The sequence below is a fragment of the Pseudomonas sp. GL-B-12 genome, assembly GCF_019955895.1.
Classification (GTDB): domain Bacteria; phylum Pseudomonadota; class Gammaproteobacteria; order Pseudomonadales; family Pseudomonadaceae; genus Aquipseudomonas.
Window position 1 is genome coordinate 72,164 of record NZ_JAHBCX010000003.1, and the last position, 15,388, is coordinate 87,551.

Annotated in this window: 10 protein-coding genes; 2 read left to right on the forward strand and 8 right to left on the reverse strand. The window is 61.3% G+C overall.

What is annotated here, in order from left to right:
- Positions 1-48: 48 nt before the first annotated feature.
- Positions 49-3,006, reverse strand: a complete 2,958-nt coding sequence (locus KGA85_RS01725; RefSeq protein ID WP_223542855.1) for a membrane-targeted effector domain-containing toxin — start codon at positions 3,004-3,006, stop codon at positions 49-51.
- Between the two features lie 256 nt (positions 3,007-3,262).
- On the opposite strand from KGA85_RS01725, the gene KGA85_RS01730 reads away from it, so the two are divergent.
- Positions 3,263-4,639, forward strand: coding sequence for a multicopper oxidase family protein (locus KGA85_RS01730; RefSeq protein ID WP_223458662.1), 1,377 nt, complete (start codon positions 3,263-3,265; stop codon positions 4,637-4,639).
- Entirely contained in the window at positions 4,639-5,136 is a 498-nt protein-coding gene (tadA, locus tag KGA85_RS01735) for a tRNA adenosine(34) deaminase TadA (RefSeq protein WP_223458664.1), read from the forward strand. The genes KGA85_RS01730 and tadA overlap by 1 nt, the downstream gene beginning before the upstream one ends.
- 132 nt (positions 5,137-5,268) lie before the next feature.
- Here the strand turns inward: tadA and cmoB are convergent, their stop codons facing one another.
- The 7 genes from cmoB to KGA85_RS01770 form a co-directional block, all read right to left on the reverse strand.
- Positions 5,269-6,225, reverse strand: a complete 957-nt coding sequence (gene cmoB, locus KGA85_RS01740) for a tRNA 5-methoxyuridine(34)/uridine 5-oxyacetic acid(34) synthase CmoB (RefSeq protein ID WP_223458666.1) — start codon at positions 6,223-6,225, stop codon at positions 5,269-5,271.
- Positions 6,222-7,001: a carboxy-S-adenosyl-L-methionine synthase CmoA gene (cmoA, locus tag KGA85_RS01745; RefSeq protein ID WP_223458669.1), complete on the reverse strand. Its 780-nt coding sequence runs from the start codon at positions 6,999-7,001 to the stop codon at positions 6,222-6,224. Before cmoA ends, cmoB begins: the two co-directional genes overlap by 4 nt.
- A 225-nt stretch (positions 7,002-7,226) precedes the next feature.
- Entirely contained in the window at positions 7,227-7,862 is a 636-nt protein-coding gene (locus tag KGA85_RS01750) for a lysoplasmalogenase (protein WP_223458671.1), read from the reverse strand.
- Positions 7,863-7,864: 2 nt separating this feature from the next.
- Positions 7,865-8,257: a protease inhibitor I42 family protein gene (locus KGA85_RS01755; protein WP_223458673.1), complete on the reverse strand. Its 393-nt coding sequence runs from the start codon at positions 8,255-8,257 to the stop codon at positions 7,865-7,867.
- A gap of 146 nt (positions 8,258-8,403) precedes the next feature.
- Positions 8,404-10,821, reverse strand: a complete 2,418-nt coding sequence (gene lon / locus KGA85_RS01760; protein WP_223458675.1) for an endopeptidase La — start codon at positions 10,819-10,821, stop codon at positions 8,404-8,406.
- Between the two features lie 304 nt (positions 10,822-11,125).
- Positions 11,126-13,537, reverse strand: coding sequence for a glucose/quinate/shikimate family membrane-bound PQQ-dependent dehydrogenase (locus KGA85_RS01765; protein ID WP_223542856.1), 2,412 nt, complete (start codon positions 13,535-13,537; stop codon positions 11,126-11,128).
- A 283-nt stretch (positions 13,538-13,820) separates the two neighbouring features.
- The gene (locus tag KGA85_RS01770) at positions 13,821-15,203 is read right to left on the reverse strand and encodes a carbohydrate porin (RefSeq protein ID WP_223458680.1); all 1,383 of its coding nucleotides are present in this window, start codon (positions 15,201-15,203) and stop codon (positions 13,821-13,823) included.
- Positions 15,204-15,388 lie beyond the last annotated feature (185 nt).

Here is a 15,388-nt window from a genome sequence, read left to right on the forward strand (position 1 = left end):
TAATGCCAAGCGAAGCCCCGGGTCGAGAGACTCGGGGCTTTTTGCATTTCAAGGGACGCGTGTGGGTTTCAAGCCATTGCGGCGCAATGCATCCGAAAGGTCGGCCAGGCTGGCAAATTGCTTATTATTGATGCTGCCCCACTGTGGGCGCTCGATGTACACGCCTGTGGCGTCGGCGTGGATCAGTGTGCGCACCAGTGAGCCGTCCCGGGCGCGGTGAACCAATTCGAGCTGGTTGCCGTACTTCTCGATGCTGAGCATGCCCGGTTGATTGAGTGCAGCCTCGAGTACCAGTTCCCTGGCAAGCTCTGGGGATTCCACTTGCAGGAGCAGGTCGTTCTTGATGGTGAACACGGTGCTGTCTGTTCTGCTGGTTCCGGACTCTCCCGGATCTGGCTCAATGCTCGTGGGCTGGGCGACCTCGCCACTTTTTACCCGCAGTCCGATGCCCCCTTCCAGTTCGCTGACACCCGCGACGCCTTCCCAGGTATTGGAGTGGGTATTGCCAACCAGTGCAATCCAGCGATGAGGGCCTCTAGCGGCCTGATCAGCATCGATAATGATCTTGGCAAAGTAATTCATCATTTTGTGCCGGTGGGCGTGTGCTGTCTCGAACATGTTATCGACGCGATAGCTGGCGGCACAGTCGATCGCCTGTACGCGAATGTGGTTTTTCTGCGCGGCCTTGACCACTTTCATAAAGGTGAATCGGCCAGAGGGATCGGTGTGATGACCTATATCAAGGTTCTTCAGGTAACTTTTCAGGCTTTTCGACATTACGCCGCTCTTGTTGAAAACATCCAGGTCTACCTGATGGAAGTCGTTGAGCAGGTGTTCCATGTACAAGGTTTTAACCTTTTGTTTGCTGAGTATTTCCATGTTCTCGATCAGGAACTGTTTGCTGCCAATGCTGGAGTGGCTTTCGCCGACTACAAGGGCGGGTGACTCTTCGAACAGCGTCTCGATGATGTCCTTGGTTCGGCTTACCGGGCCAAAGGTCGGAATGGTCGGCCTGGGAGGGAGTTCCGGAAGGTTTTGATAGTAGGCCTCTGCGTCTCGAAACAAGGTTTTTCTCAGGGCCTTGAACTGCATCAGAGCGCCTCCGGGATTAAAGATGTCGTCGAAAGCGTCACTGAGTTGATTGACTTTGTAAACGTCAGTGACGATAGGCAGCAACTCGGCCCGTAACGCCTGGGGCACGTCATAGACAGTGGTGGGGCTGGCTACGTTAGGTAAAGGTTCTGGCGTCCTTCCCCATGGCCAGCATCCGAAAATGCTACCGCCGCCATACAGCCCGGGCCGTGTCAGGAGTTCCCATTCACCCGCGGCGTTCAAGCGAACCGGCAGGTTGCGGTAAAACGAGAACGGATTGGCGGGATCGATGATGACCCAGGTCTTCAACTCGTTGACGTAGCGCACCAGGTAGTAGTCGCCATTGATCCTGATGTAGTTGCCGCCCGTCGCCGGCTGATAAATGTTGCGGTACTGGCCTTCCTCGGCCGCTACCTCCAGCCCATCGAGTACTTCATTGGTCTCGAACGGGGCCAGCGGGTTTTCGCCTTCCAGGACATAGGCTCGGCCAGGAGCGGCAACGGTGATTTTCGGAGGGGCGCCATTGGGGTGTTCGTTTTCGGCGGCGAGATTCTCCTGGGGGGTGAACTCATCGTTGGCTTCACCGACCTCCGCTACCTCGACCGCGCCGCCGAGCGCCAGCGCATTGAAGAGGGTATCGATGCTGCTGAAGATGGCGCCGAGTACACCGGCCTTGCGCTCCTGGGTATTCTTCCCGTTGACGGCCAGGTCGATGTTCAGGCCGATGTTGGCCAGGCCGGCGCCGACAGCCGCCAGGGCAACCGGCCAGCCCACCACGGCCATCGCCCCAAAGAGGCGGCTGAAGGTGCTCAGGTAGCCGATCCACATCTTTTCCCGCAGGTCGCCATTGGAGCGCAGGGACAGATCGGCATCGTCGAACATACGTTCCCTGACCGAGTCACGGATCCAGCTGAAGACGTCACCCTCGATGTCGGGCGCGTCCTGATCGAACAGGCTGCTGTCGTATTTGCCCCAGGTCGAGTACAGCAGGTCGATCGTGTGATTCAGGCCGACGTTGTCGCCATCCTGTTGTTGGGCCGACAGGGGAAAGTGCGCCATGAACCGGGCGCGATTATCCGGGTGGTTGTTCTGGCACAACAGCCACCAGTGCAGGTCGTGGGAGGTTTCGAATACATGGAAGGCATCTGTTTCGCCAGGGGTATACAGGATCTGCCGACCCTGGCGGTCGATGATGCGCAGTATGTCGCAGGCGAAGTAGTTGCCGATGTACAGCGGCGCGACCCGCAGGCCTTCGGCAGGCGGCTCATGGGCGTGGAGCATGTCGAGGGTGATGGGCCAGGAGAGATGGCCGGCCACGGCCTTGAGCACGGTCTTGAGGTTCTCGTTGCTCAGGCGTGAGCCATCGTGCTCCTCCAGCGCCTTGGAAATGAAATTGAGCTTGGCCAGGGTTCGGAAGTTGTCCGAATGATTGCGCCAGAAGGCGCCCATCTTGTCCCAATAGCGGTCGTGAAAATTGATGCGCCACAGGTCCTTGATGACCACGCTTGGGTACATCTTCACTTCGTTGGTTTCGTTGTAGATCCGGGCGTTCGCCCCCTCGTTGTAGAAACCGCCGTCACTGTCCAGCAAGTCGGCGTTGTCCTGGTCGTGGGCTTGAAAGCGCTGGATCACCAGTTGCGGCAAGGTCAGCGACTCAATGGGCTTGGGGTAGTGCTCCCAGAACAGGAAGGCCTTGTTGCTGGACACCGAGGTGTTGTCGAAACGGTGCCACCAGACCCGGTCCGGATCGATGTGCTGGATGCCGTATTTGTCCAGAATCCCCCGGGCTTCGATATGGGCCATGTCGTGCATGTCGGGGCATGCTTCCACGAACGGGACCACCAGGTCGTTGAGGGCCCGCACGTCGTCGGGGTTGGGAAGTAGGAATTGTGAGTTTGTATCTGAAGAATTCATTTCTCTCTCCTTGAGAAATGGATGGGTTTGAAGTCGGCACTATGCGCTGCGGACTACAGCCGGATCTGTAGGAATGACGGCGCACGGTGCCCGGTATTGATGGATCTGTGTTGTCAGAGGCAGAGCTGAACAGATTGCAGCCCCGCTGCGGCCCGTCGTCACGCCCGCTTTGCTGTTTCTTTCACAACTGCGGGTGTATCGTATTCGCCTTTTGCGGGCCCCGGGCCTGTCGCTGATACGTGAGGTAGTTGAGTTCATGTCGTTTACCCGTCGCCAAATCCTCGGTGGCCTGGCCGGTCTTGTTGTCGTTGGTGTCGGTGCGGGGGGCGCGTCGCGCTACTGGCTGGGCAAGATGGCTGACGCCGAGGCGGGCCACGATTACGAGCTGATCGCAGCGCCGCTGGACGTGGAACTGGTCGCCGGGCACAAGACCCAGGCCTGGGCCTTCGGTCCGTCGGCGCCGGGCACCGAATTGCGGGCGCGCCAGGGTGAATGGCTGCGGGTGCGCTTCATCAACCATCTGCCGGTCGCCACCACCATTCACTGGCATGGGATCCGCCTGCCGCTGGAAATGGACGGTGTGCCTTACGTGTCGCAATTGCCAGTGTTGCCGGGTGAATACTTCGACTACAAATTCCGCGTGCCGGATGCCGGCAGCTACTGGTATCACCCGCATGTGAACAGCAGTGAGGAACTCGGCCGTGGCCTGGTCGGCCCGTTGATCATCGACGAACGCGAGCCGACCGGTTTCAAGTATGAAAAGACCTTGAGCCTCAAGAGCTGGCATGTCGACGACGTCGGCAATTTCGTCGAGTTCAGCATTCCCCGTGAAGCGGCCCGTGGCGGTACGGCGGGGCGCCTGGCGACCATCAATGGCGTGCCGCAAGCGGTGATCGACCTGCCGGCCGGGCAGATCACCCGTGTACGCCTGCTCAACCTCGATAACACCCTGACTTATCGCCTGAACATTCCCGGCGTCGAAGCGCAGATCTATGCGCTGGACGGCAATCCGATCGAACCGCGTCCACTCGGCAAGGAATACTGGCTCGGTCCGGGCATGCGCATTTGCCTGGCGATCAAGGCGCCGCCGGCCGGTGAGGAGTTGTCGCTGCGCAACGGTCCGGTGCGCCTGGGCACGTTCCGTTCGGTGGCCAATACCGATGCGCCGACCGAGTGGCCGCCGGCCCTGCCGGCCAACCCGATCGCCGAGCCGGACCTGGCCAATGCCGAGAAACTCAACTTCAATTTCGAATGGGTCGGCTCGGTGTCGGTCAATGTCGACAACGGCAAGCCGCCGAGCCTGTGGCAGATTAACGGCAAGGCGTGGGACATCACCGACAAGACCTGCGCCGACCGCCCGATTGCCAAGCTTGAGAAGGGCAAGAGCTACATTTTCGAATTGAAGAACATGACTCAGTACCAGCACCCAATTCACCTGCACGGCATGAGTTTCAAGGTCATCGCCTCGAACCGGCACAAGGTCATTCCGTACTTCACTGACACCTACCTGCTGGGCAAGAACGAGCGCGCGCAGGTAGCGCTGGTGGCGGATAACCCGGGTGTATGGATGTTTCACTGCCATGTGATCGACCACATGGAAACCGGCCTGATGGCCGCCATCGAGGTGGCGTGATGCGTCAGATTCGTCCCGCCGCCATCATCGACCGCAGCCGTGATCGCGAATTCATGCGTGAGGCCCTGGCACTGGCGGCCCAAGGCGCGGCCCTCGGCGAAGTGCCGGTGGGCGCGGTGCTGGTGCAGGACGGGGAAATCATTGGTCGCGGCTTCAACTGTCCGATCACTGGCAGCGACCCGAGCGCTCACGCCGAGATGGTCGCGATCCGCGCCGCCGCTCAGGCCGTGAGCAACTACCGCCTGCCGGGTAGCACGCTGTATGTGACGCTGGAACCGTGCAGCATGTGCGCAGGCCTGATCGTGCATTCGCGGATTGCGCGTGTGGTGTACGGTGCGCTGGAGCCGAAAGCCGGGATCGTGCAGAGCCAGGGGCAGTTTTTTACCCAGGGTTTTTTGAATCACCGGGTGTTGTATGAAGGCGGGGTGTTGGCGGAGGAGTGTGGGGCGGTGCTCAGCGAATTCTTCAAGGCACGGCGCGCGAAGTCCTCAGACTGAACACCGAACCCCTGTGGGAGCGGGCTTGCTCGCGAAAGCGGTGGGTCAGACACATTAATGTTGACTGACACTCCCTCTTCGCGAGCAAGCCCGCTCCCACATTTTGATCTCCGTTGATCGGGAGATTGGGGTTTACTTGCGGGCGACAATGACGGCGCGCATCGGCGCCGGCAGCCCTTCAACGGTCTTGCTGTGATCCTCGGGATCGAGGAAATCGCTCAGCGACTGATACTTCATCCACTCCGTCCCGCGCTGTTCCTCGACCGTGGTGGTGCTCACATCCACGCACTTCACATCCGTGAACCCGGCCCGACGCAGCCACAACTCCAGCGCCGGCACCGACGGCAGGAACCACACGTTGCGCATCTGCGCGTAGCGGTCTTCCGGCACCAGCACCTGATGCTTGTCGCCTTCGACCACCAGGGTTTCCAGCACCAGTTCACCACCCTTGACCAGGCAATCCTTCAGCGCCAGCAAATGCTCGATGGGCGAACGGCGGTGGTAGAACACGCCCATGGAAAATACCGTGTCGAACCCTTCGAGGTTCGGCGGCAGGTCTTCGAACGGGAAGGGCAGGTGCCAGGCATTCGGCTCGGACAAGTAACGCTGCACCGCCTGGAACTGGCAGAAGAACAGCCAGTTCGGATCGACGCCGATCACGCTGTCCGCGCCAGCGCCAAGCATGCGCCACATGTAATAGCCGTTGCCGCAGCCGACATCGAGGATGCGCTTGCCTTTCAGGTCCAGGTGCGGAGCGACCCGCGACCACTTCCAGTCCGAGCGCCATTCGGTATCGACATGCACGCCGAACAGGTCGAACGGCCCCTTGCGCCATGGCGACAGGCCCATCAATGCAGTACGCATTTGCGCGCGGGTTTCATCGTCGCAATCGGTATCCAGCTTCAAACCATTGAGCAAATCGACTTCGCTCGGCTGGATCTTCGGCAGGGCGTCCAGCGCGCTTTGCCAGCGTTCCAGGTCGCCATGGCCCTTTTCCATTTTCTTGTCGAGTTGCGCTTGCAGGGTGCTGGCCCAGTCGGCCAGCGGGGTGCCGGCCAGACGGCGGGCGAGGGGGGACAGATCAATCATGGCAAGGCAATCAACGAGGCAAAGTTAAGACACTGGAACCACGGCACGACTTTCGAGAACCCGGCGGCCAGCAGGCGTTCGCGGTGTTCTTCGAGGCTGTCGGGCTTCATGACGTTTTCGATGGCGCTGCGCTTCTGGGCGATTTCCAGCTCGCTGTAGCCGTTAGCGCGTTTGAAGGCGATGTGCAGGTCGGTGAGCAGTGCGTGCTCCTGCTCGTCTTCGAAGCGCAGTTTTTCCGAGAGGATCAGGGCACCGCCGGGCAACAGCGACTGACGGATGCGCGACAGCAACGCCGTGCGCTGCTCCGGGGCGATGAATTGCAGGGTGAAGTTCAGCGCTACCACCGAGGCCGGCTGGAACTCCAGCGCCAGGATGTCGCCCTCGATCACTTCAACCGGCAGCAACTCCTGGAACATCGAATCCTGCCCGTTGAGGTACTCGCGGCAGCGTTCGACCATCGCCGCGGAGTTATCCACAGCGATGACACGGCAACCGTCGGTGCGCACGTGCCGGCGCAGGGCCTGGGTCACGGCGCCCAGCGACGAGCCGAGGTCGTAGAGCACACTGTTGGGCTGGGCAAACTGCGCGGCAAGCACGCCGAGGTTTTCCACGATGGTCGGATAACCCGGCACCGAGCGCTTGATCATGTCCGGGAACACCCGCACCACGTCCTCGTTGAAGGCGAAGTCAGGCACCTGGGCCAAAGGCTGGGCGAAAAGGCGATCGGGTTCTTTGCTCACGGCGGTTCCAGCGGTGTAGGTGGAAAAGGCCGGCATTTTAGCCAAGTTGGCGCGGGGATGCGCGGGTTGTCTGATAAAGCGGCGGGGGTTAGCGGTTGGAAACGCTGTTGTGGCGAGGGAGCTTGCTCCCGCTGGGCCGCGCAGCGGCCCCAATACCATTCAAACCGGTTTAATCAGATGGATCAGACTGGCCGGGGTTGCGACTGCTGCGCAGCCGAGCGGGACGGTGCGGCGTTCCGACAAGCTCCCTCGCCACAGGGGTTAACGTGATCTTTGGGGGAATGCCGAGGCTGTGATCCCCCATTGCCCCAGCCAGTAACTGAGGATGATCACATAAGGCGCGGCATCGAACGGCACCACAAACCGGCTGATGCCGATTACGCTGTCGGAGAACACAAACGCCACCGCCCCCGCTGCTGCCAAAAGCGCCGAACGCTTGGGCACCTCGGTGCCGAGCCGGGCCAGCGCGCGCCAGAGCATGGCGCTGATCGCCGTGCCATAGACAATCACTGGCAACAGCAAGGGGCCGAGGCCGTTGGAAATCAGAATCCCCAGCAGGACGGCACCGACGCCAAGGGCCAGCACCAGCGGCAGCACGGCCAGGCGTCGGCAATCGCTCAGATAAGCCTTGAGATAAGCCAGATGCGCGACCAGAAACGCACCCAGCCCAAACACGAACAAATCCCCCGGCCATGCCAGCAACACATCGCCGAGCAGGGAAAATATCAACCCCAGGCTGATCCAGCTCCGATATTCACCGGGCGGTGCGTCTTGCAGCCAGCCCAGCAGGGCCAGCACCGGCAGCGGCTTGACCAGCAGGCACAGCAGAGACGCATGCACGCTCAGGCCATAAAGGAAGGTCACCGCGCCCATCAGCGCCAGAATCAGCCAGCCCATGGTCAGTTAACCGAGATCGCGCAGTCGAACGAGTCCACCGGCAACACTTCCGGCGCCCACGGCTGTTGCGAGGTCAGGCGCAAACGCCCGGTGCCGGGCGCAAAAGCCTGAAAGCGCCAGGTCGAGACCCCGGCCGCGCCGACGATACCGGCATCTTCCGGATTTCGATAAACCTCTGGCCCCAGGGTGTGCAACACGCCGCCGGCCGAATCTTGAATCGCCCAGCGATAGCCCGTGGTCGGATTGCTCGGCAGGGTCAGGATCAGGTTTTGCCCGTTGGTGAGTTTCACCGGACATTCGCTTTGTTTTTCCACGGTCACGTTGTGTGCAGGTTGCGTGGCGCATGCGGCCAGCAAGGCGAGGGCGAGGGGGACAAGCAGGCGAATGGGGGACATGGGGTCAGGGGCTCCGGCGTTCACGACGAACGGCGAGCATAACTTAAGATGAGACAAAGTGTGACAGTCAGCCTGGGCGGTGGTGTCAGGACTGACGCCTTCGCGGGCTTGCCCGCGAAGACGGCGGTACAGGCGCTACAGGAACATCAGAACAACACCTTCGCCACATCTGCAAACTTCTTGGCAAAGTGCACGGTAATGCCTTCCTTCAGGTACTCCGGCAGCTCCTCGAAATTGCCCTGATTCGCCTCCGGCAGAATCAGCTCGAAAATCTTCTGCCGCCGCGCCGCAATCACCTTTTCCCGCACTCCGCCAATCGGCAGTACATGCCCGGTCAACGTCAGTTCGCCGGTCATGGCTACGCCTTTTTTCGGTGGCTGATTGCGCGCCAGCGAAAGCAGGGCGCTGGCCATGGTTACGCCGGCGCTCGGGCCGTCTTTCGGCGTGGCGCCTTCCGGCACGTGCAGGTGGACGAAGGCCTCGTCGAAGAATTTCGGATCGCCGCCATAGGACTTCAGGTGCGAGCTGACGTAGCTGTAGGCGATTTCCGCCGACTCTTTCATCACGTCACCCAACTGTCCGGTGAGCTTGAACCCACGGTTGAGGGTGTGGATGCGCGTGGCTTCGATCGGCAGGGTTGCGCCGCCCATGCTGGTCCAGGCAAGACCAGTGATCACGCCGACACCCGACAGCACCTGTTCGTTGCGGAACACCGGTTTGCCGAGGGATGTTTCGAGGTCTTTCGGGCCGAGCTTGATTACCGCCTTCGGCTCGTCGAGCAGTTTCATCACCGCTTTGCGCACCAGTTTGCCGAGGTTTTTTTCCAGCTGGCGCACGCCGGCTTCACGGGCATAACCGTCGATCAGCGCCTTGAGCGCGCTGTCGCTGATGCTCAGGCTGCCCTTGGACACGCCGGCTTTCTCAAGCTGCTTGGGCCACAGGTGACGCTTGGCGATGGCGACCTTTTCCTCGGTGATGTAGCCCGACAGGCGAATCACTTCCATCCGGTCCAGCAATGGGCCGGGGATCGAATCGAGGGTGTTGGCGGTGCACACGAACAGCACTTTCGACAGGTCCAGCCGCAGGTCCAGATAGTGGTCGAGGAACTCGACGTTCTGCTCCGGATCCAGGGTTTCCAGCAACGCCGAGGCCGGGTCGCCCTGGTAGCTCTGGCCCATTTTGTCGATTTCATCGAGCATGATCACCGGGTTCATCACTTCGACGTCTTTCAACGCCTGCACCAGTTTGCCCGGCTGCGCACCGATGTAGGTGCGGCGATGGCCCTTGATCTCGGCTTCGTCGCGCATGCCGCCGAGGCTGAAGCGGTAGAACGGCCGGCCCAGGGATTCGGCGATGGATTTGCCGACGCTGGTCTTGCCCACGCCCGGCGGCCCCACCAGCAATACGATGGAACCGCTGATCTCGCCCTTATAGGCGCCGACCGCGAGGAATTCGAGGATGCGGTCCTTGATGTCATCGAGGCCGGCGTGGTGTTTGTCCAGCACCTTTCGAGCGTGCTTGAGGTCGAGTTTGTCCTCGCCGTACACGCCCCACGGCACCGAGGTCGCCCAGTCGATGTAATTGCGGGTGACCGCATATTCCGGCGAGCCGGTTTCGAGGATCGACAGCTTGTTCATTTCCTCTTCGAGGCGTTTCTGCACCTGCGCCGGCAGGACTTTGCCCACCAGCCGCTGTTCGAACTGTTCGAGATCGGAGCTGCGGTCGTCCTTGGTCAAGCCGAGTTCCTGCTGGATGACCTTGAGTTGTTCCTTGAGGAAGAACTCGCGCTGATGTTCACCGATCTTGCGGTTAACTTCGGCGGAAATCTCTTTTTGCAGGCGCGCGACTTCGACTTCTTTGCGCAACATCGGCAGGACTTTTTCCATGCGCTTGAGCATCGGCACGCAGTCGAGCACTTCCTGCAGCTCACTACCGGTGGCCGATGTGAGCGCGGCGGCGAAATCGGTCAGCGGCGACGGATCGTTGGGGCTGAAGCGGTTGAGGTAGTTCTTCAACTCTTCGCTGTACAGCGGGTTGAGCGGCAGCAGTTCCTTGATCGCGTTGATCAGCGCCATGCCGTAGGCCTTGACCTCGTCGGTCGGCTCGGTGGGCTGGTGCGGGTACTCGACTTCCACCAGGTATGGCGGGCGGTGATGCTTGAGCCAGGTCTTGAGGCGGACGCGGGTCAGGCCTTGGGCGACGAATTGCAGCTTGCCGTTTTCGCGGCTGGCGTGGTGCACCTTCACCAGGGTGCCGTAGAGCGGCAGGGCCGAGGTGTCGAAGTGGCGCGGGTCTTCCTGGGGGCTGTCCATGTAGAACAGGGCCAGGGAGTGGTGTTCGGACTTGGCCACCAGGTCCAGGGTCTCGGCCCACGGCTCTTCGTTGACGATGACCGGCAACACTTGGGCCGGGAAAAACGGGCGGTTGTGAATCGGGATGATGTAGACCTTGTCCGGCAGGTTCTGGCCAGGCAAGGCCAGGCCTTTGCCAGGTTTGTGCTGCGGGGCGTTTTCCGGATCGGCGTATTCGCTCGGGTCTTCGGGGAATTCCTGCTGGTCGCTCATGGGGGCACCTGCGCAATGGGTATGGGTCTTAGATGGGGCAGGTTGGCGGTGGTTTCAACGGTCATTTTCTGCGAAGCGGTGTTTCGCAGGTGTGTTCAGCGCAGAGACAGGTTAGCTGAACCATGGCCGTGCACGGTCAAAATGTGGGAGCGGGCTTGCTCGCGAATGCAGTGTGTCAGTCGATGCAAATGTTTTCTGGTACACCGCTTTCGCGAGCAAGCCCGCTCCCACAGGGGGGGGCGGTGTGGCACAAAAAAGGCGACGCCTGTGAGGGCGTCGCCTTTGTTTTGACTGCCGCTAAAACTTACTCGGACAGTTTGTACGCAATCACATAGTCACCCATTTTGGTGCCCAGTGAGCCGTGGCCACCGACGACCAACAGCACGTACTGCTTGCCGTCCTTGCCGGTGTAGGTCATCGGCGTGGCCTGACCGCCAGCCGGCAGGCGCGATTTCCAAAGCTCGTTGCCGGTGTTGACGTCATAGGCGCGCAGGTATTGATCCAGCGTGCCGCTGAGGAAGCCGACCCCGCCGGCGGTGACCATCGAGCCGCCCATGCTTGGCACGCCGAGTGGCAGGCCGATAGGCAATGGCGAGCTGTCGCGGCTGGTGCCGTTCTTGCGTTTCCACACGACTTTGTTTGTGGTCAGGTCGATGCCGGCCACGTAGCCCCAGGCCGGAGCCTGGCACGGTACGCCGAACGGCGACATGAACGGGTGCATGATCACCGCGTACGGTGCGCCTGTGTTCGGTTGCACGCCCGCGGTTTCGCTCTCGCGCTTGCTGCCGGCCGCGACTTCGGCGCGAGGCACCATTTTCGAGACGAAGGCCATGTAGTTCGGGCTGGTGAACAGCATCTGGCGAACCGGGTCGACCGAAACTCCGCCCCAGTTGAAGACGCCGACGTTACCCGGATAGATCAGGCTGCCCTGTTCCGACGGAGGGGTGTACTGACCTTCGTAACGCAGCTCCTTGAACTGGATGCGGCACAGCATCTGGTCGAACGGGCTGGCGCCCCACATGGCTTTTTCGGTCAGTTCCGGGGCCAGCAGGTTCAGGTTCGAACGGGCCTGGGTCGGCGCGGTGTGGTCACCTTTCACGGCGCCTTGCGGAACCGGGATTTCCTTGATCGGGATGATCGGCGTGCCGTCGCGACGGTCGAGGACGTACAGGCTGCCCTGTTTGGTCGGGGCGATCAGCGCAGGTTTCACGCCGTCGGCGGTTTTCATGTCAAGCAGGGTTGGCTGGCTGCCGACGTCCATGTCCCACAGGTCGTGGTGAGTGAACTGGTAGTTCCAGCGCACCTTGCCGGTGGCCAGATCCAGCGCGACCAGGCCTGCACTGAACTTCTCGGCGCCCGGGGTGCGGTCTGCGCCCCACTGGTCAGGGGTCTGGTTACCCAGTGGCAGGTAGACCATGCCGAGTTTTTCGTCGACGCTGGCCAGGGACCACATGTTGGCCGAGTTGCGGCTGTAGTGTTCGCCCTCTGGCAGCGGTTCGGTCGCGTCGGGATTGTTGCTGTCCCAGTTCCACACCAGATGACCGTCGTGTACGTCAAAGGCACGGATTACACCGGATGGCTCGTTGGTCGACTCGTTGTCGGTGACGTGGCCGCCCATGATCACCAGGTCACGGGTGATCGCTGCGGGCGAGGTGGAGTAGTAGCCACCGGGGGTGAACGGTCCGATGCCTTGAGTCAGGTCAACCACACCGTTTTTACCGAAACCTTCGCAGACCTTGCCGGTGTCGGCGTTGAGTGCGATCAGGCGTGCATCAGCGGTTGGCAGGTACAGTCGACGCGGGCAGGCCTGGGCGACGGCTTTGCCTGCCTCGGAAATCACTGCAGAGGCAGCGTTTTCAGACTTGGCGTAGGCCGCTTCGTCGTAGTACGACACGCCACGGCAGGTCATGTGGGCGAAGCCCTTGAAGCCCACCGGGCTCTTGATCTGCGGGTCGAAACGCCACAGCTCCTTGCCGGTGTCCGGGTCCAGCGCCAGCACCTTGCTATGGGCGGTGCAGGCATAGAGCATGCCGTTGGCCTTGAGCGGGGTGTTTTCGTTGGTCAGTTCCACCGGGTCATCGGCGGTCGGCAGGTCGCCGGTCTGGATACGCCAGGCTTCTTGCAGCTTGCCGGCGTTGGCCGGGGTGATCTGCTTGAGCGGCGAGTAGCGGTCACCGAACTCGCTGCGGCCATAGGCCTGCCAGTCTCCGTCAGGCATTTGTGGCGCAGTGCTGGTCATTTCAGCCGAGTCACGACCCAACTCGCCTAAGGTCTCGCCCGGGTGAGTGAACTGGCTGGCTACGGCGGTGGCGCCGGCCAGGACCACGGCCACGCTCAAGGCGCCAGTGCCCATGGGGGCAGGGCCGTTGATCAGCAATGGACGACGGAACCACGGCAGCAGCATCACCACACCGAGGGCGAACCACAGCGCCAGACGTGGCACCAGTTGCCACCAGTCCAGGCCGACTTCCCACAGCGCCCACAGGGTGCTGGCGAACAGCACCAGTGCGTACAGACCCAGCGCCGCACGGCGGGCGGCGATCAGCAACACGCCGCTCAGCGCGATGCCGATACCGGCCAGCAGGTAATACAGCGAGCCGCCGAGCATGCTCAGCTTGATCCCCCCGGCCAGCATGGCCAGGCCCATTAGCAGAAGCAGTATGCCGAGCAGGGTCGGCCATAGACGGCTTCGACCCAAGGCACTATCAGTGCTCATAGTGTGATTCTCCGTGACGTTTCAAGTAGTCCCGCGCAAGTTCACTGTAGATGACGATCTTGCGCGGGCATGGTTCAGATAAAACTGGTGTGGTTGACGCAGTCCCTGTAGGAGCGAGCAGTGTGGCGAGGGGGCTTGCCCCCGTTGGGTTGCGAAGCGACCCCAATACCTGCAACTGCGGCGTGTCAGGCACACCGAGTGCAATGCTTTGCGACTGCTTCGCAGCCGAACGGGGGCAAGCCCCCTCGCCACATGTCGCTCCCACAGGGTTTTGTGGTGTTTGTCAGAACGACGACTGGACCTTGATCCCGCCGATCAGCGCGTCATCGACCTCGTTCACGCCACCGGGATGGCGGATGTATTGCAGGTTCGGGCGCACGGTCAGCCAGTTGGTCACGTGCACGCCGTAATACAGTTCGGCGCTGTATTCGGTGTCCTGGGGCGGCAGGAAGGACGGATTGTCGAAGTCGAAGACGGCCTTGGCCTGGTTGGTCGCCTCGGCATTCTTGCGAAAGGCCGGGTTGACGTGGACACGGGCCATGGCGAAACCAATGTCGTCCCGGGCGCGCGCGTCGAACGGGCCTTTGTAGACGAGGCCGGCCTGGACGTAGTTGTCGATGGCGTTGGTTTTCTTGTCGTGCATCGTGCCGTTGGCGAACAGGCTCAGGCCACGGGAGTGGTCGCTGGCGACGCTGGTGACTTGCTGCTGGAGGCCCAGCCACACGCCGTGTTTACTCGAGGCGCTGCGGTAGGCTTCGCCAGTCAGGGCGGCAGGTTGGCCATTGCTGTCCTTGTAGACGTCGGTGGCGTTGGCGCTGCTGTAGTAGTAACCGGCGCGATATTCACCCGGCAGGCCGTTGAGTTTCGGCGTCCACACCAGCTCCACCGGCAGGACCGCACCCTGGGTGCCGCTACCGCTGAGCTTGAAGCCGTTGTCGCGGTCAAGGTTCGACGGGTTCTGCTCGTACGCACCGACCTGTGCATAAAGCTCTGGCGTCAGGTGATATTTGACCCGCATCGCCCACTGGCTGACCGGCCAGTTGTACCAGATGTCGCCCGCCCAGTTGCCGACCTGGGAACCGCAGAACGCCAGGTTCTGGAAGTCGCAGGGGAAGCTGTTGAAATCTTCGCCTTCGCCGAATCGGCCGACCTTGATGTCGAGTTTTTCAACGAAGAACTTCTGCTGATACCACATCTGCGTCAGGCGCCAGGTCTGGCCGCGGCCCCAGACTTCCTGGGCCGAGGTGAAGCCGCCGACACGCGGGTCGTTGATGCGGTCGTTGCTGATGTTGTTGCCGTTGCGTTCGGTGATGGTCAACTGGAATTCGGCATCGTCCCAGCCGAGGATCTTCTGCAAGTCCAGGTGGGTGCCCAGGCCGAACTGGTCGCTGTAGCGCGCGGTGCGGTCGTGGTCGTAGCCACCGTGCAGATTGCTGCCCATTTCACCGGTGTAATCGACTTTGAAGTCGTAGCCTTTTTCCGCGAGCTCTGTGCGAGTGCCGTTCCAGTCACCGAGCATCCACGGTGAATCGCTATCGAAGGCCGGCGCCGCCTGAACGCAGGAGGCAAGGCCCAGCGCGGTGAGGCCACCGATCAGGGGCAGGATGTTTCGCTGGGCAGCAGTTGCAAAGACAGCGCTGTCTCGCAGGGTTTTAAAGTCGGGCATAGAGACGGAGTTCTTGATCTTTTTCTGGGGGATAAACGGAAAGCAGCAGGCGTGAAGCGAAAGCAGAAGCGTTTCAGCAGGCAGCGGGGCGCAAGGATAATGTTCTGTTACAAATAGAGAAAGTGCTTTTGCTGACATGCATCGTTTCGGATTTGGTAACAGTGACAAAAGATCGCAGCCTGCGG

What these genes read in the sequence shown, in the direction of transcription:
- KGA85_RS01725 (WP_223542855.1), bottom strand. Translation starts at nt 3,006, where the DNA reads ATGAATTCTTCAGATACAAACTCACAATTCCTACTTCCCAACCCCGAC.
- KGA85_RS01730 (WP_223458662.1), top strand. Translation starts at nt 3,263, where the DNA reads ATGTCGTTTACCCGTCGCCAAATCCTCGGTGGCCTGGCCGGTCTTGTT.
- tadA (WP_223458664.1), top strand. Translation starts at nt 4,639, where the DNA reads ATGCGTCAGATTCGTCCCGCCGCCATCATCGACCGCAGCCGTGATCGC.
- cmoB (WP_223458666.1), bottom strand. Translation starts at nt 6,225, where the DNA reads ATGATTGATCTGTCCCCCCTCGCCCGCCGTCTGGCCGGCACCCCGCTG.
- cmoA (WP_223458669.1), bottom strand. Translation starts at nt 7,001, where the DNA reads ATGCCGGCCTTTTCCACCTACACCGCTGGAACCGCCGTGAGCAAAGAA.
- KGA85_RS01750 (WP_223458671.1), bottom strand. Translation starts at nt 7,862, where the DNA reads ATGGGCTGGCTGATTCTGGCGCTGATGGGCGCGGTGACCTTCCTTTAT.
- KGA85_RS01755 (WP_223458673.1), bottom strand. Translation starts at nt 8,257, where the DNA reads ATGTCCCCCATTCGCCTGCTTGTCCCCCTCGCCCTCGCCTTGCTGGCC.
- lon (WP_223458675.1), bottom strand. Translation starts at nt 10,821, where the DNA reads ATGAGCGACCAGCAGGAATTCCCCGAAGACCCGAGCGAATACGCCGAT.
- KGA85_RS01765 (WP_223542856.1), bottom strand. Translation starts at nt 13,537, where the DNA reads ATGAGCACTGATAGTGCCTTGGGTCGAAGCCGTCTATGGCCGACCCTG.
- KGA85_RS01770 (WP_223458680.1), bottom strand. Translation starts at nt 15,203, where the DNA reads ATGCCCGACTTTAAAACCCTGCGAGACAGCGCTGTCTTTGCAACTGCT.